Raw genomic sequence first — 24,749 nt, 5'->3', positions numbered from 1 at the left:
CTCTATTATATCTCATTCTATTTCTAACACTATACCTATTTGTCAGTTAACAGTCATACGCATGAAACTTTTTCGAAGAGGACGTTTTTCTCTATTGAAAAATAATGTAAGCGTTGGCATTATTTAGATCAATGATATAGTTGAACTAGTATATGAGTTAATGATTATGTTAGAAAAGGAGTAATGTAATGAATATAGATAGCAAAAAATATAAAATGTATATTGACGGAGAATTTATAGACAGTAGTTCAGGAGAAACCTTTGATAATATCAATCCATTAACGGGTAAAGTAATTAATTCTGTTCCTAAAGCAACAGCAGAGGATGTTGAAAGAGCACTTGATGCTGCTCGTACAGCTCAAAAAAACTGGAAAAAAGTTCCGTCAAATGAACGCGGAGATTACTTATTCAAGATCGCCGATGCCATTTTAGAACATGCTGATGAATTTGCTCAGATCATTTCCGAAGAGGTTGGCAAAGTTTTAGCACAGGCAAAAAGGCGAAGTTGAAGCAACAGCAGAGTATTTTAAATATTATGCCGGCTGGGCACGTAAATATGAAGGAGAGATCATTCAGAGTGATCGTCCAAATGAAAATATCTTATTGTATAAGAAACCTCTTGGGGTAGTAGCCGGTATTCTGCCTTGGAATTATCCTTTCTTTTTATTTGCTCGAAAAGTTGCTCCGGCTTTGCTGACAGGAAACACAGTTGTTTTAAAACCAAGCAGCAGTTCTCCTAATAATGGCCTGATTGCCGCTCAGCTGCTGGATCAAATCGGTTTGCCAAAAGGCGTCGTCAATATCGTTTCTGGAAACCGTGAAATCGGCGATCAGCTTGCAAGAAGTCCAAAAGTGGATATGGTCAGCATTACCGGCAGTGTTGGAGCTGGTCAAAGCGTGATGAAAGCAGCAGCAGAAAATGTGACCAAGGTATCTTTAGAGTTAGGCGGCAAAGCCCCCACAGTTGTTTGGAAAGACGCTGATTTAGATTTGACGGTAAAATCAATTGTCGATTCAAGAGTCATCAACAGCGGGCAAGTCTGCAACTGTACCGAACGTGTCTATGTGCATGGAGATATTGCAGATGAGTTCTATGACCGCATAACTGAGGCTATGAAAAAAGTGCGATACGGCAATCCGCTAGGCAATGAAGAAGTCGATATGGGACCTCTCATTACGCAAAGCGGCTTAGAGAATGTAGAATCAATGGTCAATAAAGCCGTTGATGAGGGAGCAAAAGTCCTGACTGGCGGACAACGTGATGCAAAAGCTGACTGCTTTTTCTTCGAACCAACTGTTATAGGTCACGCAACAAATAAAATGGAGATTATGTAAAAAGAAATCTTTGGACCTGTCTTACCTATCGCAACCTTCAAATCGTTGGATGAAGCTTTAGAGATGGCAAATGATAGTGACTATGGTTTAACTTCAGCGGTCTTTACGAAAGATGTAAATGTGATGATGAAATTTATTAATTATATGGATGCCGGCGAAGTTTATGTCAACCGCGAAAGCTTTGAAGCTATCCAAGGTTTCCATGCTGGCTGGAAAAAATCCGGTATTGGCGGGGCAGACGGAAAACACGGCTTAGAAGAATTTTTAACGACCACGGTTGCTTATATTGATTATGATTTAGATGTTTGATTCTGAGTTTTCCCTAAACAAAAGACAATTTGGGATCTTTTAACGACAAACAGCTCTTGCTGCTATAGTGCAGCAAGAGCTGTTTTGCCTGCTTTCTGGAAATATTTTATAGATTTATGTGACTCTGAGTGTTGATCAATCTAAACGGAAATCTAATTTCGGACCTACTGGAACAATGCCAGTTGGATTGATCGTATTATGGCTGCGGTAATAATGCTCTTTGATATGCTTAAAGTTGATCGTATCAGAAACGCCTGGCCAATTATACAACTCTCTTGTATATCGCCATAGATGTTTATAATCCGTGATGCGTCTGATGTTGCATTTGAAATGACCGTAGTAGACACTGTCAAATCGTATCAAGGTTGTAAATAAACGCAAATCTGCTTCTGTTAGCTGTTCGCCTAATAAAAAGCGACGATCTTGCAATCTTTCTTCGAGTTCATCCAATGTTTCAAACAGTTTCGTTACTTCTTCTTGGTAAACTTCTTGCTTGGTCGCAAAGCCAGCCTTGTATACGCCGTTGTTCACTGTGTTGTATACTTTATCATTGATCTCATCGATCTCTTGACGCAACTCTTCAGGGTAGTAATCTCCTTCCTTAGCGCCGATATCGTCAAATGCTGAATTCAACATCCGCATAATATCTGATGACTCGTTGTTAACAATTTTGTCCTGTTTCAAATCATATAGTACAGGAACAGTTACGCGTCCACTATAAGTCGGGTCTACATGTGTGTAAACTTCGTACAGGTAATCCGCTTGTGCAATAGGATCGGGAATAACACCTTCATCTGGTTCAAAAGTCCAACCATTTTCTGCCATCAAAGGATTGACTACAGAAATAGAAATCATCTCTTCTAATCCTTTGAGCTTGCGCATGATCAACGTACGATTTGCCCAAGGGCAAGCTAAAGATACATACAAGTGATAGCGGTTCGGTTCAGCTTTAAACCCACCTTCTCCACTCGGGCCTGCACTTCCATCGGGCGTGACCCAATTGCGAAACTGTGACGATTGACGAATGAAACGCCCTCCGCTGCTTTCTGTGTCATACCATTTATCATGCCATTTTCCGTCTACTAATAATCCCATGTTGTTCTCCTTTCTTACTGCTCTTTAGTTGCCTGTCTTATCAATCAGCTTCTTTCTCTATTATAGGAAGAAGTTGGATATAACACAAATCAGAAATGTCCAAAGAAATATTTGGCCCCTTCTATCATACTAAAATAAACTAGAAAAAAGGCATGAACGTTGTTCTTCGTTCATGCCCCAAAGTGCTCGACTAACAATCTGATCTAGTCAATGAAGCAACTAGATCAATTTAGCCTCTTTCAAAATATCTTCAATATAAGTTCCTTTTGTTTTTTTCACAAATCGTTCAATCAATTTCCGTTCTACAAATGGCAAGTCGCTTGAAGTGATTTTCTTCTTATCTGTCAGATAGTAGATCGCACTTGCAAGTGTACGAATGTCATAGGCAGAATCAAAAACTTCAGGCACACCACGTTCAACGTCTAATAATTGATAAACAGCTTCCATGGCTGTTCTGACCGAATATTCTGTTGTAAAGACCGTGTCTCGTTCTGTATCAGCAAAGTTTCCAATGAAAGCCAAGTTTTTTGAACCTTCTGGAATCACAGCAGGACGGTCCCCTGGTTCTCTTAACATAAAGTAAGAGGTAATAAACGGCATATAAACTGGTGTTACGACACAAGATGTTTCCGAGAATGTTTGGATGTCCTCTTCTATGACACCAAGATGATACATTAACTCTTGAGCAATTTCCTGACCAGAACATTGCTCGATCGGTTTTTTGATATAGTTTCCTGGTGTATTGGATAATAAGCCGTATACCCACATAATGGTTTGTTGATCATTTTGTTCTTTAAAATGCGGTTGACGGTGAATGGCAAAACTCATCATCCAGTTTGAATCTTTGATCGTCACGATCCCACCAGTTACAACTTTCCCTGAGCGCAGTTTTCTTTGTGTTAAACGAGAAATGTAAGGTTCAATATCAAAGTTTTCCCACGTAATCGTTGCTGAAACAAACCAGCTTTCATCTGGAAGATCTTTATAGAAAACTTCTGGATGTCCAAACTCTGGAGATTGCTGAGCTAAGTTCTTCCACAGATTCCAGCTTCCCCCCAGCTCATGAGTAATAGGCGCAGGTGTGTAATGGTCTCCTTGAGTAGAACTTTCTGTGATCGATCCATTTGTAACAAAAACTAAGTCATCTTTCGTTAAAGGAATCTCTTGCGTATTTCCTTCTTTTGTCAAAAAAATGTTGCGGGCAACTTTAGTATCCGCATCTATATCAACTTGAATGTTATTGATTTGCGTTTCATATTGGAAATCGACACCTTGATCTTTCAAGAATGTGATCAAAGGTTTGACTAATGATTCATATTGGTTATAACGCGTAAACTTCAAGGCAGTAAAGTCAGGCAATCCTTTGATATGGTGAATGAAGCGCATGACATAACGTCTCATTTCAATTGCAGAATGCCATTTTTCAAATGCAAACATGGTGCTCCAGTACAACCAGAAATTAGATTCAAAGAACTCTTCACCAAAAACATCTTCAATTTTTTTACCGATCAATTGATCTTCAGCTGTCATGAACAGTTCGACCAATTCTTTTTGCGCTTTTTTCGATAGTGTAAATTGACCATCATCGTCTACACGTTCACCACGGTTGTGGATAATGCGGCAATTAGAAGAGTTAGGATCATCATGATCTAACCAATAAAATTCATCTAAAACAGATGCATCTTCCACTTCAAGTGAAGGAACAGAACGAAAGAGGTCCCACAAACACTCAAAATGATTTTCCATTTCGCGTCCGCCGCGCGTAACAAAACCATCATGCGGAATAAACTTCCCATCTAATGAACCACCTGAAAGAGACAATTCCTCAAAGATGTGGATATGATCACCTTTCATGTGGCCATCTCGAATCAAGAAAACGGCTGCTGCTAATCCTGCTAAACCAGCGCCGACGATGTAAGCACTCTTGTCTTCAACGCCTTCTGGTTTGCGGCTTCTTGCAAATGCTTCGTAATTCCCATTTGTGTATCTCATGAACGATTCCTCCTATATTTCCTATATTTTCTTTCAGGACGAGCGTAACGCTATACCCAATTGTAGTCAAGCAATATCCACTATTGATTTTTCCTTTTTTATCGATTAAAAAAACTTGTTTTTGTCCTCTGAAAAAAGATTAATTTTTCGTCATTAACAAACGCAGCCCATTCAAGATCACGACTAGCGTACTCCCTTCATGAATAATGACACTGATGGCAATGTCCGTTAGTCCTAAGAAGCTGACGACGACTAAAAAGGCAACGACAGCCATTGAAAAAATAATATTTTCCCAAATCACACGTTTCATTCTTGAAGAAGTCTTATGCGACTCAACCAACTTAGACAAACGGTTATTCATCAAAACTAAGTCAGAAACTTCTACAGCTACGTCTGTACCTTCTCCCATCGCAATCCCTACATCTGCATTGACTAAAGCAGGCGCATCGTTTACGCCATCCCCTACCATAGCAGTAACACCATATTGTTCTTTTTGTTTGTCTATGATTTTTGACTTATCTTCCGGCAACACATTGGCGATCACTTCATCGATCCCTAACTGTTTCGCTACAGCTTTTCCTGTCATTTCAGAATCTCCTGTGATCAATGTGGTATGGATCCCTTTTTGCTTAAAGTATTCAATCGTTGCTTTGGCTTGTTCATTCGGGACGTCCATCAAACCGATCAATCCAACAACCCTTTCATCTTGCGCCACATACACAACGGTTTTTCCTTCTGATGCCCACTCACGATTCAGTTGGCTGTATGTTTCATCTACTTGATTAAATGAAGTCGGCTTTCCGATGCGATAAACATGGCCGTCATATTTTCCTTCAAGCCCAGTACCGATCTGATTGTTTACTTCGATCGCTACTGGATGCTTAGCTGTGAATTTTCTTAAAATCGCTTCAGCTAATGGATGGTTGGATTCTTTTTCAAGTGCAACGATCACATCGATCAACGCATCTTGGTTTAGCACATCTGAAAAATGAATGTTTGTGACTTCAGGTTTCCCATTTGTCAAAGTCCCTGTCTTATCAAATGCAATCACATCGATATCTGCTAATTGGGACAAATAAGCACTTCCTTTTGAAAGGACACCTTTTTTAGCGAGATTAGACGTTGCAGATAGGGTAACAGATACTGTGGCAGCTGCTAAAGCACACGGTGAGGCAGCAATTAAAAGAACTAAACCACGATAAACACTTTCAGACCAGGTCCAATTGAACATAAATGGCGACAATACAATGACAAGCACAGTTGCGACCAAAACGATCTTCACATATTTTGGCTCAAACTTTTGGATGATCCCGCTAGCTTTTGTTTGATTGTTTTGATTTTGATTGACCAACTGTAAGATCTTTGAAAAGACAGTATCTTTGTTTTCTTTGGTGACTTCCATCGTAAAAGTTCCTGTTCCATTGATGGTACTACCAAAAACACTATCTCCTGCTGTTTTTTCTTTCGGGATACTTTCACCATTGATAGATGATTCATCAATAGCCGTTGATCCTGAAAGAATCGTTCCGTCGATCGGAACTTGGTCACCGTTCAGTACTTGGAGTTTGTCGCCAACTTTTAATTCACTGACATCTACTATTTTGATTTGGCCGTCTGGTGTCATCAATCGTGCTGTCGTCGGGTTCATCTCAAGCAGCTTTGTGATTTCTCTTTTACTTCTTCCTTCTGCATATTCTTCAAGAAAATGTGCCCCTGAGAAAATCAGGATCAATAAAGCGGCTTCCCAGAAATTTCCTAACACAGCAGAACCGATCGCAGCTATTCCCATTAAGATATGTGAATTGGGTGTAAACTTCTTTTTTCGTTTTGTGTTTTCGACCGTTTCTCCGATTCCTTCAAGCACGACTACATGATAACCGGCTGTGATCGTTGCTAAGGAAAAAAGAACATTTTGCAAAATTACGTGATTTTCATTTAAAAACAAAGCAACCACAGTTAACCCCAAACCGATAAAGTATAAGCTAATCGGCGTTTTTCCATGATCGTGGTTGTGGCGATGTCCATGTTCATGAGAATGACTGTGTTCTTCTTTTGATTGGCTTTTTTCAATACGTTCCATTTCTATCTCCTCCTATGGGTGGTCTCAATTGATCCAGCACTTGTTTCATGAAATATCTATTTATATAGCAAATTAAATGATGTTTTGGTCCCCTCCCTAAATCGTAATGGTTCCGTTATGTAATGATTGAACACTCATATGAATATGTGCTCATTATAACATGGTTGTGTCTATTGTCAACTGAAATGCTGGTTTCTTTTTAAAAAATGATTCAGCTACCTATCACCCATGTTGATATATCATTTATTTTTTTGGAATAGAATTTTTTTGACATTTGTCAATAAAATATTAAGATTCTTGCGTTAAAGTAGTGTATAATGAAGTAAATATTGACAATAGTCCATATTTTATTTCATATTAATCGCAAATTTATACTATACCTAACTAAAATGATATACCAACTTGGAGATGAATCTATGAACCAACCTCTTTACCAAAAAATTTATGAAGACTTAGAAAAAGCCATTTCGGCTGGTAAGTTCCCATCTGGAAGCCAATTGCCTACAGAAAAGGAATTGTCAGAAACCTATCAAGTCAGCCGTATTACGTCTAAACGCGCCTTAGCAGAATTAGAACAGGCTGGATTGATCTCACGAATTCGCGGTAAAGGAAGTTTTGTAAAAGACCTTTCACAATCAGAAGTTAAAAAAGCCAATCAAATTTTATTCGTCTTGCCTTTTATGGACAATCTTTATCTGGGGAACTTTACGGAAGGCATCACACCGATCATGCAACATAACCAGAGTGATATTTTGATGACGACGCTGGATTATTTAAACCAAAAACAAGCAGATGAAATCATTGCAGAATTTGACGGCTTGATCTACTATGTCCAAAATCAAGAAAGTCACTTAAATCTGTTGGCTGAGTTATCTTTTAAACAATTTCCCGTTGTTCTTCTCGACAAAAAGATTTATGACTTGCCTTTTCCAGCCATTGTTTCTGAGAATACCGACGGCGGATTTTTAGCTACGCAACTTTTGATCCAACAAGGACATACAAGGATCGGTTATCTGTTCAGTGGTCAGCTTACCCAACCGCAATCTGTCAGACAGCGCTACATCGGCTATATTCAAGCGATCAAAGAGGCTGATCTCAACTTTTTAACTTTGATTGAAGACAAGCAGGCCACTAATGATGGACTGTTAGCCTATATCAAAGAACATGAAGTAACGGCATTCGTTTGTGAAAACGATTTAACCGCTATTACAGCCATGAAGCAATTAAAAGAAGCAGGCTTTTCTATCCCTGCCGATTTTTCTATCACCGGCTTTGATAACCTGCAAGCGGCTCACTTAGTCGATCCACCTTTGACGACCGTGGCGCAGAACTTTAAGTTATTAGGAGAAACAGCCGGACGCTACTTGATCAGTTGGATTGAACATAATGAAGTACCTGAAGATACAAAAATACCTGTTAGTTTGATTAAACGGCATTCAACAAAGGAGCATCATTCATGAACATTACACAAATCAATACAACACACGGCACTGCAAATCAACATAGCTTTTCACACGGAAACTGCCTTCCCTATGCAGGCGTTCCATTTGGCATGAACTTTTTCGCTGTCCAAACAACCGATCAAAAAGGCAGCTGGTGGTTCCACCCAGAAGACAGAACTTTTCAGGGCTACCGTTTAGCTCATCAACCAAGTCCTTGGATGGGCGACTTCAGTCATCTTCTTTTGACACCGGTCAGCGGGATCCAAGAAAAAACAAGCTTATTTGATATCCAAAGTTCTTATCGCCCTGAAGAGAGCACGTTCTCTCCTGTTCAAATCAAGGTAGAACAAATGCGCTATCACATCACCTCACGTCTTGTTCCAAGTATGTATGGCGGCGTGTTGACGATTGATTATCATCAAAAACAAAATGGTCTTGTCTTGACATTGCCAGGACGTTATCAAGTAAAATCATTGGATGAGCATACTGTTGCTTGCCAAGTGATCAATTTTTCCGGCAGCGAAGATCCAGACTTTACCTTCTACTTTGTTTTGCGTTTTGATGAACCACTAACTGTTCCTCTAGAAGCGGCTAACGGCGAAGACGGCTCTGTTCTACTTTCTTTTGGTGAAATCGAAAAACAAACTGTTCGAATGGGCACTTCTTTTATCAGTGAAGAACAAGCGCGTCTAAACTTAAAACGCGAAGAACAATTGGCACCAGAAACTTATTTAGACAATAGCATTGCTGAATGGCAAAGCTACTTTGACCGCGTTCAAGTAGAACATACAGATCCAAAACAAACAGAAACGTTTTACCATAACTTGTATCGGATGTTCCTTTTCCCACAAACGTTCTATGAATTAGACGAAAATGGCGAAAAGATCCACTACGATACGTTTAACAAAACCGTTAAAAAAGGCAGTCTTTATACAAACAACGGCTTCTGGGATACGTACAAGACTGTATATCCTTTCTATTCTCTTATTGCTCAAGACAAATATGTCGATATGTTAGAAGGCTTTTTAAACAGTTATGAAGAAACTGGTTTCTTGCCAAAATGGTTATCTCCAGATGAAAGAGGTTTGATGCCAGGAACATTGATCGATGCCGTTATTGCAGATGCAGCTCAAAAGGGAATCGGCAAAGATTTGATGGGCCGCTTTTTAGAAGCCATGAAAAAAGGCGCGACCGTTCAAAGCGAGCACGACAATTATGGTCGACAAGGAACTTATGACTACTTGAAATATGGTTATGTACCAAATCACCACCATGAATCCGTCAACCATACCCTAGATTATGCCTATAGTGATTTTTGTATTAGCAAAGTAGCAGAAGTATTAAATAAACAAGAAGATAAAGCCTATTACCAAAAACAAGCGTTGAACTATCAAAATATTTTTGATCCTGAAACTGGCTTTATGCGTTCTAAGGATAAAGAAGGACAATTCCGCGATAATTTCCTTAATATCCGTTGGGGACGCGATTACGCAGAAGGCAGCGCTTGGCAAAGCAGCTTTGCCGTTTACCAAGATTTTGCTGGGTTGATCGATCTGCACGGTTCTTCAGAACGATTTGAAGAAAAATTGATTGAATTGTGCAATCAACGTCCGAGCTTTAATGTAGAAGGTTATGGTTTTGAGATTCATGAAATGAGTGAAATGGCGGCTCAAGAATTCGGTCAATTGGCGATTTCTAACCAACCAAGCTTCCATTACCCATTCTTATTCAGCTACATCGGCAAACCAGAAATGGCTCAGCCATTATTGAAACAGCTGATGACACAAGCCTTTGATGCTTCTCCAACAGGTTATCCTGGAGATGAAGACAACGGCAGTATGGCTGGATGGTATGTATTCAACAGCTTAGGTTTTTACCCAGTTACCCCTGGAACAGGAGAATATGTGATTGGAATGCCGCTTGTCAAAAAAGCTGTATTGAAGCTTTCTAATGGCAATGAACTGACGATCCAAGCAGAGCCAAACTTGCCGCAGCAACAATTCATTCATGAAATCAAACGGAACGGTCAAGTACACGAGTCTTTGTTCTTTGAACATGATGACTTAATGAATGGCGGAAAGATCGCCTTTCAATTGGGCATCGTCCCTAACCCTAAAGAAGTAGAAACACAGCACCTTCCTTACTCCTTATCAAAAAAATAAGCGCATGAATTGGAATGAGGTATCAATAGTGTCTAATAATGGGCAGTTGTTCCCGCTTATTCGCTCCTTTTACGTGAAAGGAATCAGGCAAACTTGAGGAGCCTGTAGTGTCCTCAAGCTCGTCCTTAAAGCCTATGTATTCATTCGTGTCGAATGGAACAATGGCTAATTCGTTCGAGGCCTTTCTCGGTTCATATTACATCAGAATCGATTCGCTGGACAACTGCACCCTTCTTTAACGAGCTCGCACGAATTCGTACAACGATTATGAAAAAATCATTGAATATAACCGTCAAAAAAAAGGCCTTTTCAATAACTAACTCATCACTTTCCAGCAGCAAGAGTAGCGATACTTTTGCTGCTTTTTAGTATTGGCATGAATGTGAAAAAAATAATAGGCGTGAATGTTTATGAATATCCACACCAAAAACGATACTATTCTGTTCCTATATTTATATCCTCTACTTAACACGAATTTTTTAACCATTCAATAAACTTGTGCTGATTTTTTTATGAACAGCATCCGCTATATCCGTCAACAGTCAAACTGATATCTCTCTACTACTCCTCACTCCAAATATATGATGAGTTTAATTTAAATCCTACTGTTTCAAGGTCGATGGGGTTAAAGGAAATCATTGTCTACAGCTTTTTCTTCGTCTATATAAACCGCATTTGTCGAAATTTCTTTACGGAAATGTTCTCGATATTCGCGTGGTGAGTGTTGCAAGTATTGTTTGAATATTTTATAAAAATACCCTTGATTTTGATAGCCGACTTGATAAGCGATATTGCTGATTGGTTCGTTCGTTTGGATGAGTAATTCTTTAGCTAAATCGATGCGATACTCATTTAAGTAGTGAGAAAAGCTTTTTCCTGTATCTTTTTTAAAGACTTGTCCTAAATACATTGCATTAATGTGCAAATCTGCAGCTACTTTTTTTAATTTCAAGTCTTGCTGATAATCTTGTTGAATAACATCAATGGCTTGACGTGTGAGTTCTCCATACATCAATCGTTTAGAAAGTGCATGTGTCGGCAATGTCTTTTCTTCGATCAACGTCTTCAGTTCACGAAACGTTTTGCTAGAAAAAACAGCTTGTGTTGCTTCCTTAAAGGAAGGACTATTTAAAGAATCAAAGATAAGGTAGCCATTGATCAAAATCATGTAGGTTTGCCACCGTGCAAACTCAGGTAATACTTTATTTTTCTCCAGACCAAGAGAAAATTGCTTTAAATCTAATCTGATTTGAGAAACATCACGAGATAAAATACTTTTATTGATCGCACCAATTTGTTTATCTGTCTCTTCCTGAGTTTGTTTGTCATCTGAATACCAATTAATTTTTTCAGATTGCTGATAAAATGAAGAGCGCGCTCTCATTTCTTTTATCGAGGCAAAGCTCTCTGGAACCGTTTCTTTACTGAATGCCGGTTGGCCAACAAAAAAGGTCATGTCCTTGACAGTTCTTTCAATCAAATAGTGAATAACAGCTTTGATTTCTTCTCGTTCAGTACTCCTAATGATCAAATAAGCTTCTTCTGATCCAGTTGCGATTGTATAATAAAAAGCTTGTTTTTCTGCCCATTCTTCCCACTTTTCAGGTTCGATCGGTTGATTCAGCTGAACGCACAGCACTGTAAACGCATTGCCATTCAGTTGGCGTTGAGAACCTAATTTATTTTGGAGCTCAAAAAGTACATCCTCCCCTTGCAGCCACTGATACAAAAGTTGACCGATAACAAACTGATTGGTTTGTTCAAAGCGTTGCTCTTCTTTTAACTCTTTGATAATTTTGTTTAAGGAATGCTCTAATTCTTTTTTATTGATCGGTTTTAATAAGTAACTCGCAGCACCAAGTTGCAAGCTTTTTTGAGCATACTCAAATTCCTGGTAACCCGATAAAATGATAAACTTAAAATGATAGCCACGTTTACGGGCTTCATAAACAAAATCAATCCCAGATAACAAAGGCATCGTAACGTCTGTGATAACGATGTCTATTGAATTTTTTTCAACAAAGTCCAATGCTTCTTTACCATTACTGGCTGTTCCGACTATCGAGATCTGAAAATCTCCCCAATTAATGATTTTCTGCAATCCCGCTAAAATCATGTATTCATCATCAACCAGCAAAGCTTGATACATCTTCTTCACCTCCCATTAAAATCTTGATTGTTATCGTGATACCAGAACTAGTTGTGGAGCTATATTTCATTGTTGCTTGATTACCGAATGTAAGACAAAGACGCTGATTAACGTTTAAGACACCCACCGATTTCTTAGATGGCTCTTTTTTTTCGATAATTGTTTGATTCAACTTTTCGATCTCTTCTTCACTCATTCCTAGACCGTTATCGATAATCTTAATCACTGTCAGGTCATTTTCTATATAAGCTTTAACGCTGATTACATTTTCGATTTTTGTAAAATCAACCCCATGTGTAAAGTAGTTTTCGATCAATGGTTGAATCGTAAATTTTGGTATGTTTAGTTGTTTTGTTTCATCAGCAATATCGAAATGATAAGCAATTTGACTAGGATAGCGCATTTGATACAAATAAATGTATTTTTCGCAAAAATCCATCTCGCTTTCTAAAGAAACCATTTTTTCCTGAGAGATGTTGTTCCTTAATAAAGCGCCGAAAGCATAAACAACTTCCCCCAATTCTTCAGCTCCCTCACTGATAGCACTCATGCGAATATATTCTAATGTATTATATAAAAAGTGCGGATTGATTTGAGCTTGCAGTGCTCCCATTTGAGCATCACGCTGTTTAATTTCCAAGTCATAAATGTCTTTTAAGTAAAGCTGCATACTATCTAACATTTGATTGATCCCTTGAGCAATTTGTTTCATCTCACCTTTTTTATCCTTTAAGCTAATACGATTTTGGTAGTCCCCTTTTGATACAGCCATTGAAGACGCTAAAATATCTTCAACTTGATAGACGTATTTGCGAAACAATACAAATAAAACGACCAGCAGCAAAATATCGACAAAAAAGCTGAATAAAAACAGCCCGCTAGATTGCTTTAAAGTATTGGTCAAAATCGCTTGTTTGGGCACAAAAGCTAAAATCTTATAGTTATTATTTGTTTTGGCTTCTTGAAAAAGATATTGCTGTTTAAACGTTGACTGATCAACCCCAAATTTTTTGGACAACTGAGCCTTCACTTCTTTTTCCAGTGCTTTATCAACTTTTCCTCTAGCATTATGGTACAGCAATTGATTGGTATCTGACAATAGAAAGACTTGCATTGGGAGCTGAAAATTTGCCGACTGGAGCACATCATCATAGCGGCTTTTTTCAAAATCCATATGGGTTGTTCCAAAGCCTTCAGCCGTATAAGGGGCTTTTAAAACTGTTGAAAAACGAATGCCATCAGAAGGAAGAATGTTATCTACTTTTTGCCCATACATATTGCCATGAATAGAAGAAGAAAAAGCTTTTTCAAAGTTATCTAAAGCTAAACTAACAGATACCAGCCCCTGCCCTTCCCAATAAAGATGATAAATTTCATTTGGCAGATATTGAAAATCTACTGCTGAAGATGCTTCATTTAGACTTTGTTCTAAATAATTTGCATAAGGCAATTCAAAATAACTGAGCATCGTCTCAATTTTTTGCGGATTGTCTGTTAAATCAAGAGCTTTTTGTTGAACATACTCCCAATTTTCTTTCGTCAATGAAGTCATCTTTTCGGACACAAAATTTAAGCTTTGTTCAGCTTTTTCAATATTTCTTTTAAAAATGGTGTAGCTGACAATCAGTGTAAAAAGGGTCATGATCAAAATCAATACCACTGAAAAAGTCTTTAATAATGTATACACTTGGTTTCCCTTTATTTTCATGCCCTTTCCCCCTATTATTAGATTATTTAATCTACATAACTGCATCTATTTTTTGTGCTATTTTTTTAGTGCTTGTCTGAACCACTGCTATTCCCATCCCTATCGATAAAAAGACCAAAAGACCTGGAAAGTGGTAGGTCAAGAAACTAAGAATTGACATCCCAATAACGATTGCCACCGCATCTCGAGGTGTGAGAAAAATTTGTAAAAAAGCTAATTTAACTGCATTCCAAAATAGAATTTCATACTCTACAAATAACCCTGTACTGATCAAAAATGTCAGTATGCTCAGCAGTAACAAAGCAACTAGCAGAAAGTCGATTATTAAAAAAAGCAAACCTTTAATTTGAACAGAGAGAAATAGGTTCCAAGCCATCAATAACCAAATGCTGGCAAAAAAGAGGAGCAACAGCAATCCTGGTTTGAAATACGTTTTATAGATAGCCCAACACGCACTCCAAGAAACTTCAGCTGCTTGCCATTGTGCTTCTTTATGCGCTTCCAATAATGCGATCCATGCTGGAATAGCGCCTGCAATAAACAATCCTGTCGCTGAAAGACTCCAGAAAAAAAGGCTCAATTTGATCAAATAATATATACGGTTAAATAAATCTGTTAATCCTTTTCCAACCATTTTTTTACCTGCTTTCGTTGTTATTTACTACTGCTTCAAGCACCTTTTTCTATATAAAACTTAAATAAAAAGATCTGTCGTTAATGAATGTACCCTCGCATTCATCGTTATATTCTGTTGAATCTTCACTAAACTTGAAATGGTATGATTTTAAGAAAACTTATTCGTTTTCATCAATATATATTTGTAACTCGTTCATTCTTATTTAGCAACAAATGATGTACTGTTATTTAGTCAAATATGAACTGGCAGCAATGAAAGAACATTTACTAGCTTCCTCTTCATCTCAAGATTCACTCGAGCGAATGATACGTCTAAAAATATACTCATCAAAATAGATAAACTACTAACATTCTTGTTCACATAAAAAACTTAGCAACTACTATTAGAAGTATACAGCATTAGCCATTTCATTAAAACCTGACTTTCGATTGATTTACTAGCAAAATCAAAAAGATAAGATAACTAAAAACTAAGCTGATAAAAAAACTAAGATAGACACCAGCTAAGGCCGATTTCTATCTTAGTTTCATTGCTTTATTCTTTAAACCTCGTTTTCAATTACTTATTCTTTATTGGAAAGAAACTCATCAAATTGTTTTTGTGCTTCTTCTTGAATTTTCTTAATACCAGCTTTATCTAATTTTTCTAAGAACTCAGGAACAGCTTTGTCTGGATCTAGAGTACCGGTGTATAGTCCTGGACCATATTGAGCGACAACATTATTAACGTTTGTAATTTCTGTTTTCACATTTGACGTATCAAAGTTGAATCCAAGAATCGGAGAAGCTTCTGCTTTTTTCATTAATTCATCTTTTTCTTTGACTTGTTCATCAGTAATATCTTCATCAAGATATAAAATGTCATTGTTTGCTAAGTTCCAAGCTGACATATGGGTGATATCAGGGTCATTGTAAGCATCTAGGAAACGAACACGATCGTCCTTACCTGTTTTTTCCCAAGTTTCGCCTTCTGGTCCGTAAACCAATCCATTCAACAACTCGGGATTCGTATTCAATTCGTTTAAGACTTTCATAGCTTCTTCTTTATGTTTTGAGTTGTTTGAGATAACAAAGTTTGCCATACGAGCTTGAGCAATGGTTTTGATTGGTTTTGTAAATGCTTTTGAAACAATTTCTTTACCTGTTACACGTCTTAACAAATAGTCACCAAAGTCTTGTGGCCCTTGAGTTTCTTGACGGACAAACCAAGTATCACCGTCTGTTGGATATTCTGTTTGGCTAGTAGCAGCATCTTGAGGGACGTACCCTGCTTCATAGTATTTATGCATCGTTTTTAACAATGGCAAAGTGCTTTCGCCTTCTTCAAAAGGATTGATGATCTTAGAATGATCACCATCTAAGTCAACTGCCAATGGCACATTTGCATCAATGATATAGTCAATATTCTTGTTGATTTTCCATCCTGAACCTGCTGAGAGTGTTGCAACATTTGGCTCATTTTCATGAACTGTTTTTAAGAAAGGTTCTAAATCTTCAAGTTTCTCAACGTTAGAAATATCTAAATTATACTTGTCTAAAAAAGTTGGGTTGAATGTGAACATCTGTTGTGCAAAAGTATTGCCTTGAACTGGAATAGCATATAGCTTTCCATTGACCATATTACCATCAATATAAGATTGGTCTAAGTAGTCTAGTGTTTCAGAAGCATATTCCTTTGATAATTCGGTTAAATCAGCATAAGCACCTTTTTGTGCATTATTTAAATAATTGGTAGCCAATGCAATATCATAGTTTTCTCCAGAAGAAGTAATGACGTTCATTTTTTGTTCGAAGTCACCCCAGCCGATATATTGCATATTGATACGTGCACCAGCTTCTTTTTCTAAAATTTTATTAGCTGTATCCAATAATTGATCTAAGTTCTTTGGTGCTTCTCCTACTTGGTAAAATAATAATGTCGGCACATCAGAGTTTGCGTCTCCAGACTTCTGATCAGATTTTTCATCATCAGCACTTAAACTACCACAAGCGCCCAACATAGTGCTTATTCCTAGAACTGCCATGCTGCTGAAAACCCATTTTTTCCAATTTCTTTTCATTTGTATTCCCTCCATGTATTTATTATTCGATCTATTTATTAAAAGTTTGCGTTTCTTCTATTCCTTGACACCTCCTATGGTCAGCCCTTGAATAAAGTAGCGCTGGAAGAAAGGATAACTAACGGCAATTGGAAGTGTTGAAATAACAACCATTGCCATTCGCGTAGCTTCTCTTGGAATGGTCGCTTGTCCAAATGTCATCGCCGTCATACCAGCATTTTTTGCCATGAAATCAATATTGTTTTGAATTTGCATCAGCACAAATTGAAGTGGCATCAAGTTATCACTTTGAATGTAAAGCAAGGCATTAAACCAATCATTCCAGTAACCAATTGCTGCAAATAAGCTGATGGTCGCAATTCCAGGAACAGCTAAAGGCAGAACGATTTTAAGAAATATCTTCAATTCACTCGCACCATCGATACGTGCCGATTCAATAATCGACTCTGGAACAGAACGTCTAAAGAAAGTCCGCATCACAATGATGTTAAAAGGACTGAGTGCCATGGGCAAAATCAAAGCCCAGACAGTATTACCTAAATCTAACATCGATGTCATAACAATATAAGTTGGCACCATTCCTGCACTAAATAGCATCGAAAATAAAGCAAAGACAGTAAAGAATTTTTTATAAGCAAAATTTTGTCTTGATATAGCATAAGCATATAAAGAAGTAATCGTCGTATTAATCAGTGTTCCTACTACTGTAACAAAAACAGTGATAAACAAAGCTTGCAGTAATTCTCCTTTCATTTGTGCTAAATAGTGATACCCTTGCAAACTCCATGTCTCAGGAATCAATTGGTATCCATTCACTGTGATTGCTGTTTCATCAGTAAAGGAAATAATCACAATAAAGATGAGAGGGAAAACGGCTAGGAAAGATAAGAAAGCCATCATTAAATTAAATAAGAAGTTTGCTTTTTTACCAAAGCCTTTGATTTTCACAGACTGAATCTTTTTCTTCTTAACTTTTCCTTCTTTTTTTGTTAATAAGGGCTCTTTATACCCATTTGCGTTTGTATCCATCTGTTTCCTCGCCCCTTTCTTTTAAAATAATGCTGACTCTTTGTCAAATCGGCGAACAATTAAATTGGTGACAATAACTAAGATAAAACCAACTAATGATTGGTAAAGACCAGCAGCAGTTGTCATCCCTATATCACCACTACTCGTCAAGCCATTATAAATATACGTATCTAACACGGAAGTCACATTATAAAGTGCACCAGAGTTTCGAGGAATTTGATAAAATAGGCCAAAGTCAGCTCGGAAAATGTTACCAATACTTAAAATTGAAAGAATGGTGATCAGAGGAACTAAATGCGGCAGCGTTACATGGCGAATCTGTTGCCACTTGTTTGCGCCGTCAATCTCAGCTGCTTCATAATAAGCAGGATCGATTCCCATGATAGAAGCAAAGTAAATGACACTGTTGTAGCCGACACCCTTCCAAACACCGAGGAAAATCAAGAAGAACGGCCAATAGGTTGGATCAGAATACCAATTGATTTTCATACCGCCATTGGCTGTAATAATCGAATTGACCATTCCTTTATCCGGGCTTAAGAAAGCGTAAACAAAATAACTGATAATGACCCAAGATAAGAAATAAGGTAATAACATAGACGTTTGGTAAATCTTAATCAGTTGTTTCGAACGCAGTTGACTCATAATCACAGCAATGGCTACCGCACTCAATAAACCAATCACAATAAAACCAATGTTGTAAAGAATCGTGTTTCTTGTAATGATATAAGCGTTTGAAGAAGAAAATAAGAATTTAAAATTTTCTAATCCTACCCAGTTACTGGAAAGGATACTTTTCCAAAAGCCGCCGTTTTCAGCAAATTTAAAATCTTTAAAAGCGACAATATTTCCAAATACCGGAATGTAAAAGAATAGTATCAGCCAAGCAGCTCCTGGCAAAACAAATAGCAGCAATGCTTTGTTTTTATTGAGCTTATGCAATAACCCTTTCTTTTTCTTCACATGACCACTCCTTACTCTTTTTTTAATTCCTTTACTTCACAACGTTCATTAAAGTTTGAAACGCTTTCAATATTTACCTTTAGTTTAATGTAAAAACATGAATGATCTAAGTCATATAGTATAGAAAAAAGTATACAAATTATAGAATTTACTATTTTTCTATCATAAGCCTTTAGCTTGAAAAAGCACTAGCGGTTACTATGCGATGATACAAGGCATTTCCGATTGTCTCTTCAGGATTGCCGTATGGACCTCGATAAGCTAATCGTTGTGCATCCAATTCTTCAATATGGTCTATTGCCCCCTCTTCCCATTCAATTAAGCGATAATCAGCTGTTTCCAAGCGGCTCAATAGCCCTCCGTATCGTATATCCAGCACTTCCCACCCAAAAGCTTTGTTGTTTTCTAACCATAGTTTTCGATGTGCTTTTCTCAAATGATTGACTTCTGTCTTTAAGGAACGAACGGTTAACCTTTTTTCTTTCATTTGTTCTTTTTGATTATGATCATAGATGTTTTTTAATTGGACACCCAGTTCTGCTTTTTTTGCTAATACACTGGCTAGCTGTTCATAAAAATCAAACAACGTGTAAAAAGCAGCATTTCGTTGTTTTGCCTTTTTTAATTTTTCTGCTGTTGCTTGATAATGTTCAGATAGCAACAAACCTTCAATATTTTTGTCATATAGTCCAATAAGAGGATCTTGCCATAGCAAAACTTTGGCTGTCATCGAAGCAGCTAGATTATGTTTTGAAACACCCGGTGTCTCGTCCAAAGCAGAAAACAACATGAAGTCGTCCAAATGGGATCCAGCACAAAATGAAAAGCGCTGTTCCACTCGTTCTTTTGTTACAGTTTTATGAAAAGCATGTTCGGCATATAACTGCAGACCAGGCAATACTGTTAGCAGAGATGTTTCTTGTCCATTATCGCCCCACATTGTCGCAAATACTTCTTGGACACCACTCTCTTTAGCTGCTTGCAAACCAGCAGTTGCTGCCATCCACGTTTTGCCATAGTTTGGTGCCATTCCGTTCCATGTCCAAATGCCTCCTGCAAAAATAGTATCCTTCCTTAATTCTGCATGACGTTGGAACATGGAATTGTATAATTCCTTTTCATGGCTATAATAATTCCAGTAAACCAACTGTACATTTGGCATCTGTTCTAACATTTCTACCGGAAAAGTGGCTAGTGGGTCGTAAACGATATTTTTTTCTGAGCCAACCGTAAAAAACATATCGCTCCACATCATCGGCTCCAGCTGCAGTTCGCTCGTAATTTCAAGTACCCGTTGCAAATGCTGCATCATTAAGGAGAAGCGATGAACATAATCATTTTGATCTAAGTACCGTCCCAGCCCCAATTCATGTGCTTCGTCCATTCCGACATGAATCCGATTTGAACGATAAGGTTGAGCCGCAGCAGTAATGATTTTTTTTAAGAAATCATAGGTTCTTTCTTCGCCCACAAGTAAGATATCTTCTGTGTCACGGATATCATCTGCATACTCCCACTTCAAAGCTTCCCGTAAATGCGCTAGTGTTTGAATACAAGGGATCATCTCGATACCAAGTGAGTAAGCATATTCATCCATTTCTCGAATCTCTTTTTTTGTGTATCGGCCACGCATATAGCCAAAGTAAGGCAGCTCCTCTACTTCATAAGTATCTTCTGTGTAAACCATCAATTGATTTAATCCCATGATTGCCATTTTACGCAATAGGAATTTGACTCTATCAACTTTCAGCACTCCGTTTCTAGAAGCGTCCAACATTACCCCGCATGAACGAAACTGAGGAACTTCTTCAATTTCAAATGATGTTTTTTGTCGTTTATTCTCTAAAAATAATCCCAACGCTCTAAAGAAATGGCTTTTTTCGCTATAGCTGATGTTTGCTTGTTCTGGGCTAGCTTGAACATGCAAATTTCCTGGTCTATTGGTAATAAAAATTGGAAAACCATCTGGTGTGATCTCAATGTTTAATTCTTCCATCAAGCTTTCGATTCCTTCTTGAAGATCTGTCCTATCTCCGTTAAAAGCTATTTTCATATGTATATCTGCCTCCTCATTTTCCCTAAATTGTTGTTTCCGCTTACATACTAGTGTAAAGAACATAAAAAAAAGAACAATCAACAAATTATAGATAAACTAGCCAAAATTATGGATATAACTGTTACTGGTTTTTTGGCTTTTTTACTCAAACTACTCTTTCAGCCTTCCCTGTCACTTCCCAGTATTCAAATGAAACAATTTCGATTAAGAGAGATTTTTGCTCTCACCTAGTCAAATGATTGTCCATTCCATTCTGCACAAAGCGAGTGTAGTGAACCTTTGTTCCTCTTTGCTATCTGTTAAAAGCAAAAAAATCGATATTATTAACCATTTCCTTTTGCTATCTAAGCCTCTTTCTTTCTACCTTCTCCATTATCGCTTGTGCATCCGCTTCGTCTGAGCTAAACTTGGTCTAACGAATGATGATCACTAACGATAACTTATTATAGAAGAAACTGATTTCTTTTTTAGCTCTATTCAGGAGGGATGCTAGGTGGACTTTCGTGTATTGAATTATTTCCTAACCGTCGCTCAGGAAAAAAATATCAGCAAAGCTGCAGAAACTTTACATCTTACGCAGCCTACTTTGTCCAAACAGTTAAAAGCATTAGAAGAAGAGCTGGGGGTGCAATTGTTTACACGCGGGAACCGGGAAATTACGCTAACAGAAGATGGACAATACTTAGTAAACCGTGGCAAAGAGATCCTTTCTTTAGTAGATACAACGCTGACGAACTTATCCAGCAAAGAAACGGTGAGCGGTGAAATCGTGATTGGTGGTGGCGGCGAAACAAAAGCCATGCAATTTGTGGCAGAAAGGATTCGCGTTCTGTTTGGTACTTACCTTGACCTGAAGATCCGCTTGTATAGCGGCAACGCTGATGATGTTTCTGAGAAATTAGACAAAGGTGGTTTTAAAATGAAAGCTCAATATGAAGACACGCTGCAGGCCTTATATAACCTCATCCTCAACCCAGCCACACGCGAATGGGAACGTTCCTTATTGCTGGAAGCGAAAACGGCCATAGAAAATGGTTCAAAAGTAGATGTTCAGCTTTCAAAGCTGGAAGCTGAGTTGCGCCCCCTTGCATTAAGAGATAATTTGACTCCTGACGTGACCGATTTTTATAAAAATATGACTGGCGACATTGCTGCCGGAGCGTTGTTCGACTTTTCAAAGCATCGGATAACAGATGTCGCTTATCAAGATCGTGCAGTATTTGCTGGGGGATGTTTTTGGTGTATGGTAGAGCCGTTTGAAAACCTCGACGGAATCGTTTCCGTGTTATCAGGTTATACAGGCGGGCACACAGAGCACCCCACTTATGATCAAGTAAGCGCACCTGATACTGGGCATGTCGAAGCTGTTGAGATCATCTTTGATACACGCATCATCCGTTATGAAGATCTCGTTGAACTTTATTGGCAGTTGACAGATCCTACCGATGCGTTTGGCCAATTCCTAGACCGAGGCGATCGATACCGTCCGATTATTTTTGTGAAAAACGCTGAACAACGACAAATTGCTGAAACATCGAAACAGCGATTAGCTCATTCAGGCCGGTACAAACGACCTATCGTGACGGCTATTCAGCCAGCAACAGTCTTTTGGCCAGCTGAAAATCACCACCAGCAGTTCTACAAAAGAAACCCTCAAAAATATAAAAGAATCGAGCGTGCTCGGAGACAATACCTGATTCTGCAACGACTGCAAGGAAAAATCCGAACGACCTTTAAAAAGTTCAAAAAAAAAATGAGTCAGTTGACATTTATATGGGAATAGAGCCAAAAAAAGACACCAAAAATATTTTTGGCATCTTTTCTTGATAATAGATTCTTTTATAGTGGCTAATCATTTTATGATTTCTATTTTTTCTAATGGTCGATCTTTTTAATGACATGTGCTGGCGTACCGATCCTTTTAGGCACACCTAAAAGGAACTTTTTGTAGCAGTTCAAGAATACATTAGAAAAAGATCCCAGAACGTTTATCATTCTGAGATCTTTTCTGTTTTCTTATGGTCAAGCGTAATAAGCTTGGTCTGTTTCCGAAAGCATTTTATAGACGGCTGCATACGTTTCGCACACATCGTTAGGAACAGTGTAATGATCTGTAATAGTGCGTAAACGAGTAAACTCATGATCAAGTTCTGGTTTGGCTGCACCTGCTTTTTCTGTCTTTTCATTCATCGTGGTAAACAATTCTCGTACTTCAAATGCTTCGGGATGATTTTTTCCATGTACACGTGTTATCGCGTTTGTGAATAAATCCAAATCATCAAAATATTGTTTTGCTGCTTCATTAAAAGTTGCCATTGTTCCATTCCTTCTCTCTTGTTTGATGGGTTTAAGAGATCAAGCACCATGCCTCTATCTCTTTACAACAAGAGTATAAGCCATCAACCGCAAAAGAAAATTGATGGGAATCAATTTTTGTACATTTACAAAAATCTTTATTAGAAAATATTGCCTTATTCAACTGAGTCTTCAAATAGCTAACAACAAAAAAACGCATTCTTCAGCTTGGTTAAAACGAAAAATGAGTTTTTTAACCTTATTTATCACGATCTTCGTTTGTCTTAAAGAAGTTGTCTAGCTGATTCTACAGTGACTTCCAGCATTTTATTCATAAAAGGAAATTCTGCTTTCATTTGTTCAAATTCTTCACCAGAATCAGTGAAACGTGCTCGTCCTTCTACTAAAAAGCCAGTACCTTGGTAGCCATTGAAGCCTTCTACTTCACGACTACCTAATGTTAGGATGACTTGATCATTTTTAGAAACGTCTCCTTGAACGCTTGTAAAACCTGCAATAGGAGCTAAAATACGTTCATCCTCTGTGATCCGTAGGTAAGAATTCCAAGTGCACCGAACGTTAGGTTTAGCATCGTTCCCCCAAGAAGTGACGGAAACAATCCCTTCATTTTGGATAACTTCATAAAACTTTTTACTTAACATCTTTTTTACTCCTTCTATTAAACTTTGTGACATTTTTATTATGCTCCTCAGCGAACGCCTGTTCAAGAGAAGGAAAATTAAAGAATGAAAAATAAATTCATGAGTTTAATTAATTTATAATGAATAATAAACTATGTCGTTACTTACACTTTTCTATCCCTTTACATGAAGGGATAGAAAAGTGTAAGTAACTGTACGGTCTATTGTTCAGTAAACATTAACACCACAACGAACATTCTAACGGAGTATCGCACTAACTGAGAGAACGTAATGAATTTGAGTTGGCACACAATTGTTAGTGCCGACGTTTAAGAAGCAAATCAAATCAAAAAAAGAACCAGCCTATACAGCATACAGAAAGAGAAAAATGCTTTATAAGGAGTGTTCGTTGTAGTGTTAAATAAAGAACGACGTCCGAAGACAATCCACCAATGAAAGTTAATATTGTAGATCTATCATTTTTAACTGCTAAAACTCCAACAGGTGCTCGAAGAATCATTTGTAAAATTCCCTATACTCTAATAAAAATTTCTATTGAGCTACTAGATAAACGAATAGATTTCAGATAAGAAATTTGATAAGAAGTATAGATCTATTAAACAAAATAATCATGAATAACAATAAGTTTATTTATTCTTTATCCTCTTCAATTCATACGGAGTCCTTTAAAACCTTGGCATTCTAAACACCACAATAATATACCGAGTCATACACTTTTCAACATATTAGTATAAAACATTGAGGCTAGTTTTGATAATATTTAAAAGAATGCTATA

At 37.7% G+C, this 24,749-nt stretch carries 15 protein-coding genes and 2 pseudogenes; 5 read left to right on the top strand and 12 right to left on the bottom strand.

Annotation, left to right across the window (positions count from 1 at the left end):
• Positions 1 to 188: 188 nt before the first annotated feature.
• Positions 189 to 1,644, top strand: a pseudogene (gene aldA, locus BM057_RS01925) (aldehyde dehydrogenase).
• 135 nt (positions 1,645 to 1,779) lie between these two features.
• Here the strand turns inward: aldA and BM057_RS01920 are convergent.
• The 3 genes from BM057_RS01920 to BM057_RS01910 form a co-directional block, all read right to left on the bottom strand.
• Complete coding sequence (locus BM057_RS01920) at positions 1,780 to 2,739, bottom strand: glutathione S-transferase family protein (protein WP_092091115.1); 960 nt, start codon at positions 2,737 to 2,739, stop codon at positions 1,780 to 1,782.
• A gap of 219 nt (positions 2,740 to 2,958) precedes the next feature.
• Positions 2,959 to 4,731, bottom strand: a complete 1,773-nt coding sequence (locus BM057_RS01915; protein ID WP_092091113.1) for an oleate hydratase — start codon at positions 4,729 to 4,731, stop codon at positions 2,959 to 2,961.
• A 139-nt stretch (positions 4,732 to 4,870) separates the two neighbouring features.
• Positions 4,871 to 6,811, bottom strand: a complete 1,941-nt coding sequence (locus BM057_RS01910; protein WP_092091111.1) for a heavy metal translocating P-type ATPase — start codon at positions 6,809 to 6,811, stop codon at positions 4,871 to 4,873.
• Between the two features lie 416 nt (positions 6,812 to 7,227).
• Here BM057_RS01910 and BM057_RS01905 point away from each other — a divergent pair, with 416 nt between their 5' ends.
• Together BM057_RS01905 and BM057_RS01900 are read left to right on the top strand one after the other, a co-directional pair.
• The gene (locus tag BM057_RS01905) at positions 7,228 to 8,271 is read left to right on the top strand and encodes a GntR family transcriptional regulator (RefSeq protein WP_092091109.1); all 1,044 of its coding nucleotides are present in this window, start codon (positions 7,228 to 7,230) and stop codon (positions 8,269 to 8,271) included.
• Positions 8,268 to 10,415, top strand: a complete 2,148-nt coding sequence (locus BM057_RS01900; RefSeq protein ID WP_092091107.1) for a GH92 family glycosyl hydrolase — start codon at positions 8,268 to 8,270, stop codon at positions 10,413 to 10,415. The genes BM057_RS01905 and BM057_RS01900 overlap by 4 nt, the downstream gene beginning before the upstream one ends.
• Positions 10,416 to 11,040: 625 nt before the next feature.
• Here the strand turns inward: BM057_RS01900 and BM057_RS01895 are convergent.
• The 7 genes from BM057_RS01895 to BM057_RS01865 form a co-directional block, all read right to left on the bottom strand.
• Complete coding sequence (locus BM057_RS01895) at positions 11,041 to 12,564, bottom strand: response regulator transcription factor (RefSeq protein WP_092091105.1); 1,524 nt, start codon at positions 12,562 to 12,564, stop codon at positions 11,041 to 11,043.
• A complete protein-coding gene (locus BM057_RS01890; protein WP_177186149.1) occupies positions 12,542 to 14,272 on the bottom strand; it encodes a sensor histidine kinase in 1,731 nt (576 codons plus the stop codon). Before BM057_RS01890 ends, BM057_RS01895 begins: the two co-directional genes overlap by 23 nt.
• 31 nt (positions 14,273 to 14,303) lie before the next feature.
• Positions 14,304 to 14,906, bottom strand: coding sequence for a DUF624 domain-containing protein (locus BM057_RS01885; protein WP_092091101.1), 603 nt, complete (start codon positions 14,904 to 14,906; stop codon positions 14,304 to 14,306).
• A gap of 565 nt (positions 14,907 to 15,471) precedes the next feature.
• Positions 15,472 to 16,968, bottom strand: a complete 1,497-nt coding sequence (locus tag BM057_RS01880) for an ABC transporter substrate-binding protein (protein ID WP_092091099.1) — start codon at positions 16,966 to 16,968, stop codon at positions 15,472 to 15,474.
• Positions 16,969 to 17,025: 57 nt separating this feature from the next.
• Complete coding sequence (locus tag BM057_RS01875; RefSeq protein WP_092091097.1) at positions 17,026 to 17,997, bottom strand: carbohydrate ABC transporter permease; 972 nt, start codon at positions 17,995 to 17,997, stop codon at positions 17,026 to 17,028.
• 21 nt (positions 17,998 to 18,018) lie between these two features.
• A complete protein-coding gene (locus BM057_RS01870; RefSeq protein WP_092091094.1) occupies positions 18,019 to 18,960 on the bottom strand; it encodes an ABC transporter permease in 942 nt (313 codons plus the stop codon).
• Positions 18,961 to 19,132: 172 nt separating this feature from the next.
• Complete coding sequence (locus BM057_RS01865) at positions 19,133 to 21,013, bottom strand: beta-N-acetylhexosaminidase (protein ID WP_092091092.1); 1,881 nt, start codon at positions 21,011 to 21,013, stop codon at positions 19,133 to 19,135.
• A 496-nt stretch (positions 21,014 to 21,509) separates the two neighbouring features.
• On the opposite strand from BM057_RS01865, the pseudogene BM057_RS11890 reads away from it, so the two are divergent.
• Both BM057_RS11890 and msrA read left to right on the top strand, forming a co-directional pair.
• Positions 21,510 to 21,683: pseudogene (locus BM057_RS11890) on the top strand (LysR family transcriptional regulator); the annotation flags it as partial.
• Positions 21,684 to 21,935: 252 nt separating this feature from the next.
• Complete coding sequence (gene msrA, locus BM057_RS01860; protein WP_245741773.1) at positions 21,936 to 22,799, top strand: peptide-methionine (S)-S-oxide reductase MsrA; 864 nt, start codon at positions 21,936 to 21,938, stop codon at positions 22,797 to 22,799.
• Positions 22,800 to 23,038: 239 nt separating this feature from the next.
• Here the strand turns inward: msrA and BM057_RS01855 are convergent, their stop codons facing one another.
• Together BM057_RS01855 and BM057_RS01850 are read right to left on the bottom strand one after the other, a co-directional pair.
• Positions 23,039 to 23,332: a hypothetical protein gene (locus BM057_RS01855; RefSeq protein ID WP_047390497.1), complete on the bottom strand. Its 294-nt coding sequence runs from the start codon at positions 23,330 to 23,332 to the stop codon at positions 23,039 to 23,041.
• 263 nt (positions 23,333 to 23,595) lie between these two features.
• Positions 23,596 to 23,973, bottom strand: coding sequence for a pyridoxamine 5'-phosphate oxidase family protein (locus BM057_RS01850; RefSeq protein WP_092091184.1), 378 nt, complete (start codon positions 23,971 to 23,973; stop codon positions 23,596 to 23,598).
• Positions 23,974 to 24,749 lie beyond the last annotated feature (776 nt).

The sequence above is a fragment of the Pisciglobus halotolerans genome (assembly GCF_900113675.1).
Classification (GTDB): Bacteria; Bacillota; Bacilli; order Lactobacillales; family Carnobacteriaceae; genus Pisciglobus; species Pisciglobus halotolerans.
Note: the sequence above shows the minus strand (reverse complement) of the source record. Positions and strands in the feature narration are given on the sequence as shown.

Coding starts and splice junctions, on each gene's coding strand:
- BM057_RS01920 (WP_092091115.1), bottom strand. CDS start 2,739: ATGGGATTATTAGTAGACGGAAAATGGCATGATAAATGGTATGACACA.
- BM057_RS01915 (WP_092091113.1), bottom strand. CDS start 4,731: ATGAGATACACAAATGGGAATTACGAAGCATTTGCAAGAAGCCGCAAA.
- BM057_RS01910 (WP_092091111.1), bottom strand. CDS start 6,811: ATGGAACGTATTGAAAAAAGCCAATCAAAAGAAGAACACAGTCATTCT.
- BM057_RS01905 (WP_092091109.1), top strand. CDS start 7,228: ATGAACCAACCTCTTTACCAAAAAATTTATGAAGACTTAGAAAAAGCC.
- BM057_RS01900 (WP_092091107.1), top strand. CDS start 8,268: ATGAACATTACACAAATCAATACAACACACGGCACTGCAAATCAACAT.
- BM057_RS01895 (WP_092091105.1), bottom strand. CDS start 12,564: ATGTATCAAGCTTTGCTGGTTGATGATGAATACATGATTTTAGCGGGA.
- BM057_RS01890 (WP_177186149.1), bottom strand. CDS start 14,272: ATGAAAATAAAGGGAAACCAAGTGTATACATTATTAAAGACTTTTTCA.
- BM057_RS01885 (WP_092091101.1), bottom strand. CDS start 14,906: ATGGTTGGAAAAGGATTAACAGATTTATTTAACCGTATATATTATTTG.
- BM057_RS01880 (WP_092091099.1), bottom strand. CDS start 16,968: ATGAAAAGAAATTGGAAAAAATGGGTTTTCAGCAGCATGGCAGTTCTA.
- BM057_RS01875 (WP_092091097.1), bottom strand. CDS start 17,997: ATGGATACAAACGCAAATGGGTATAAAGAGCCCTTATTAACAAAAAAA.
- BM057_RS01865 (WP_092091092.1), bottom strand. CDS start 21,013: ATGAAAATAGCTTTTAACGGAGATAGGACAGATCTTCAAGAAGGAATC.
- msrA (WP_245741773.1), top strand. CDS start 21,936: ATGAAAGCTCAATATGAAGACACGCTGCAGGCCTTATATAACCTCATC.
- BM057_RS01855 (WP_047390497.1), bottom strand. CDS start 23,332: ATGGCAACTTTTAATGAAGCAGCAAAACAATATTTTGATGATTTGGAT.
- BM057_RS01850 (WP_092091184.1), bottom strand. CDS start 23,973: ATGTTAAGTAAAAAGTTTTATGAAGTTATCCAAAATGAAGGGATTGTT.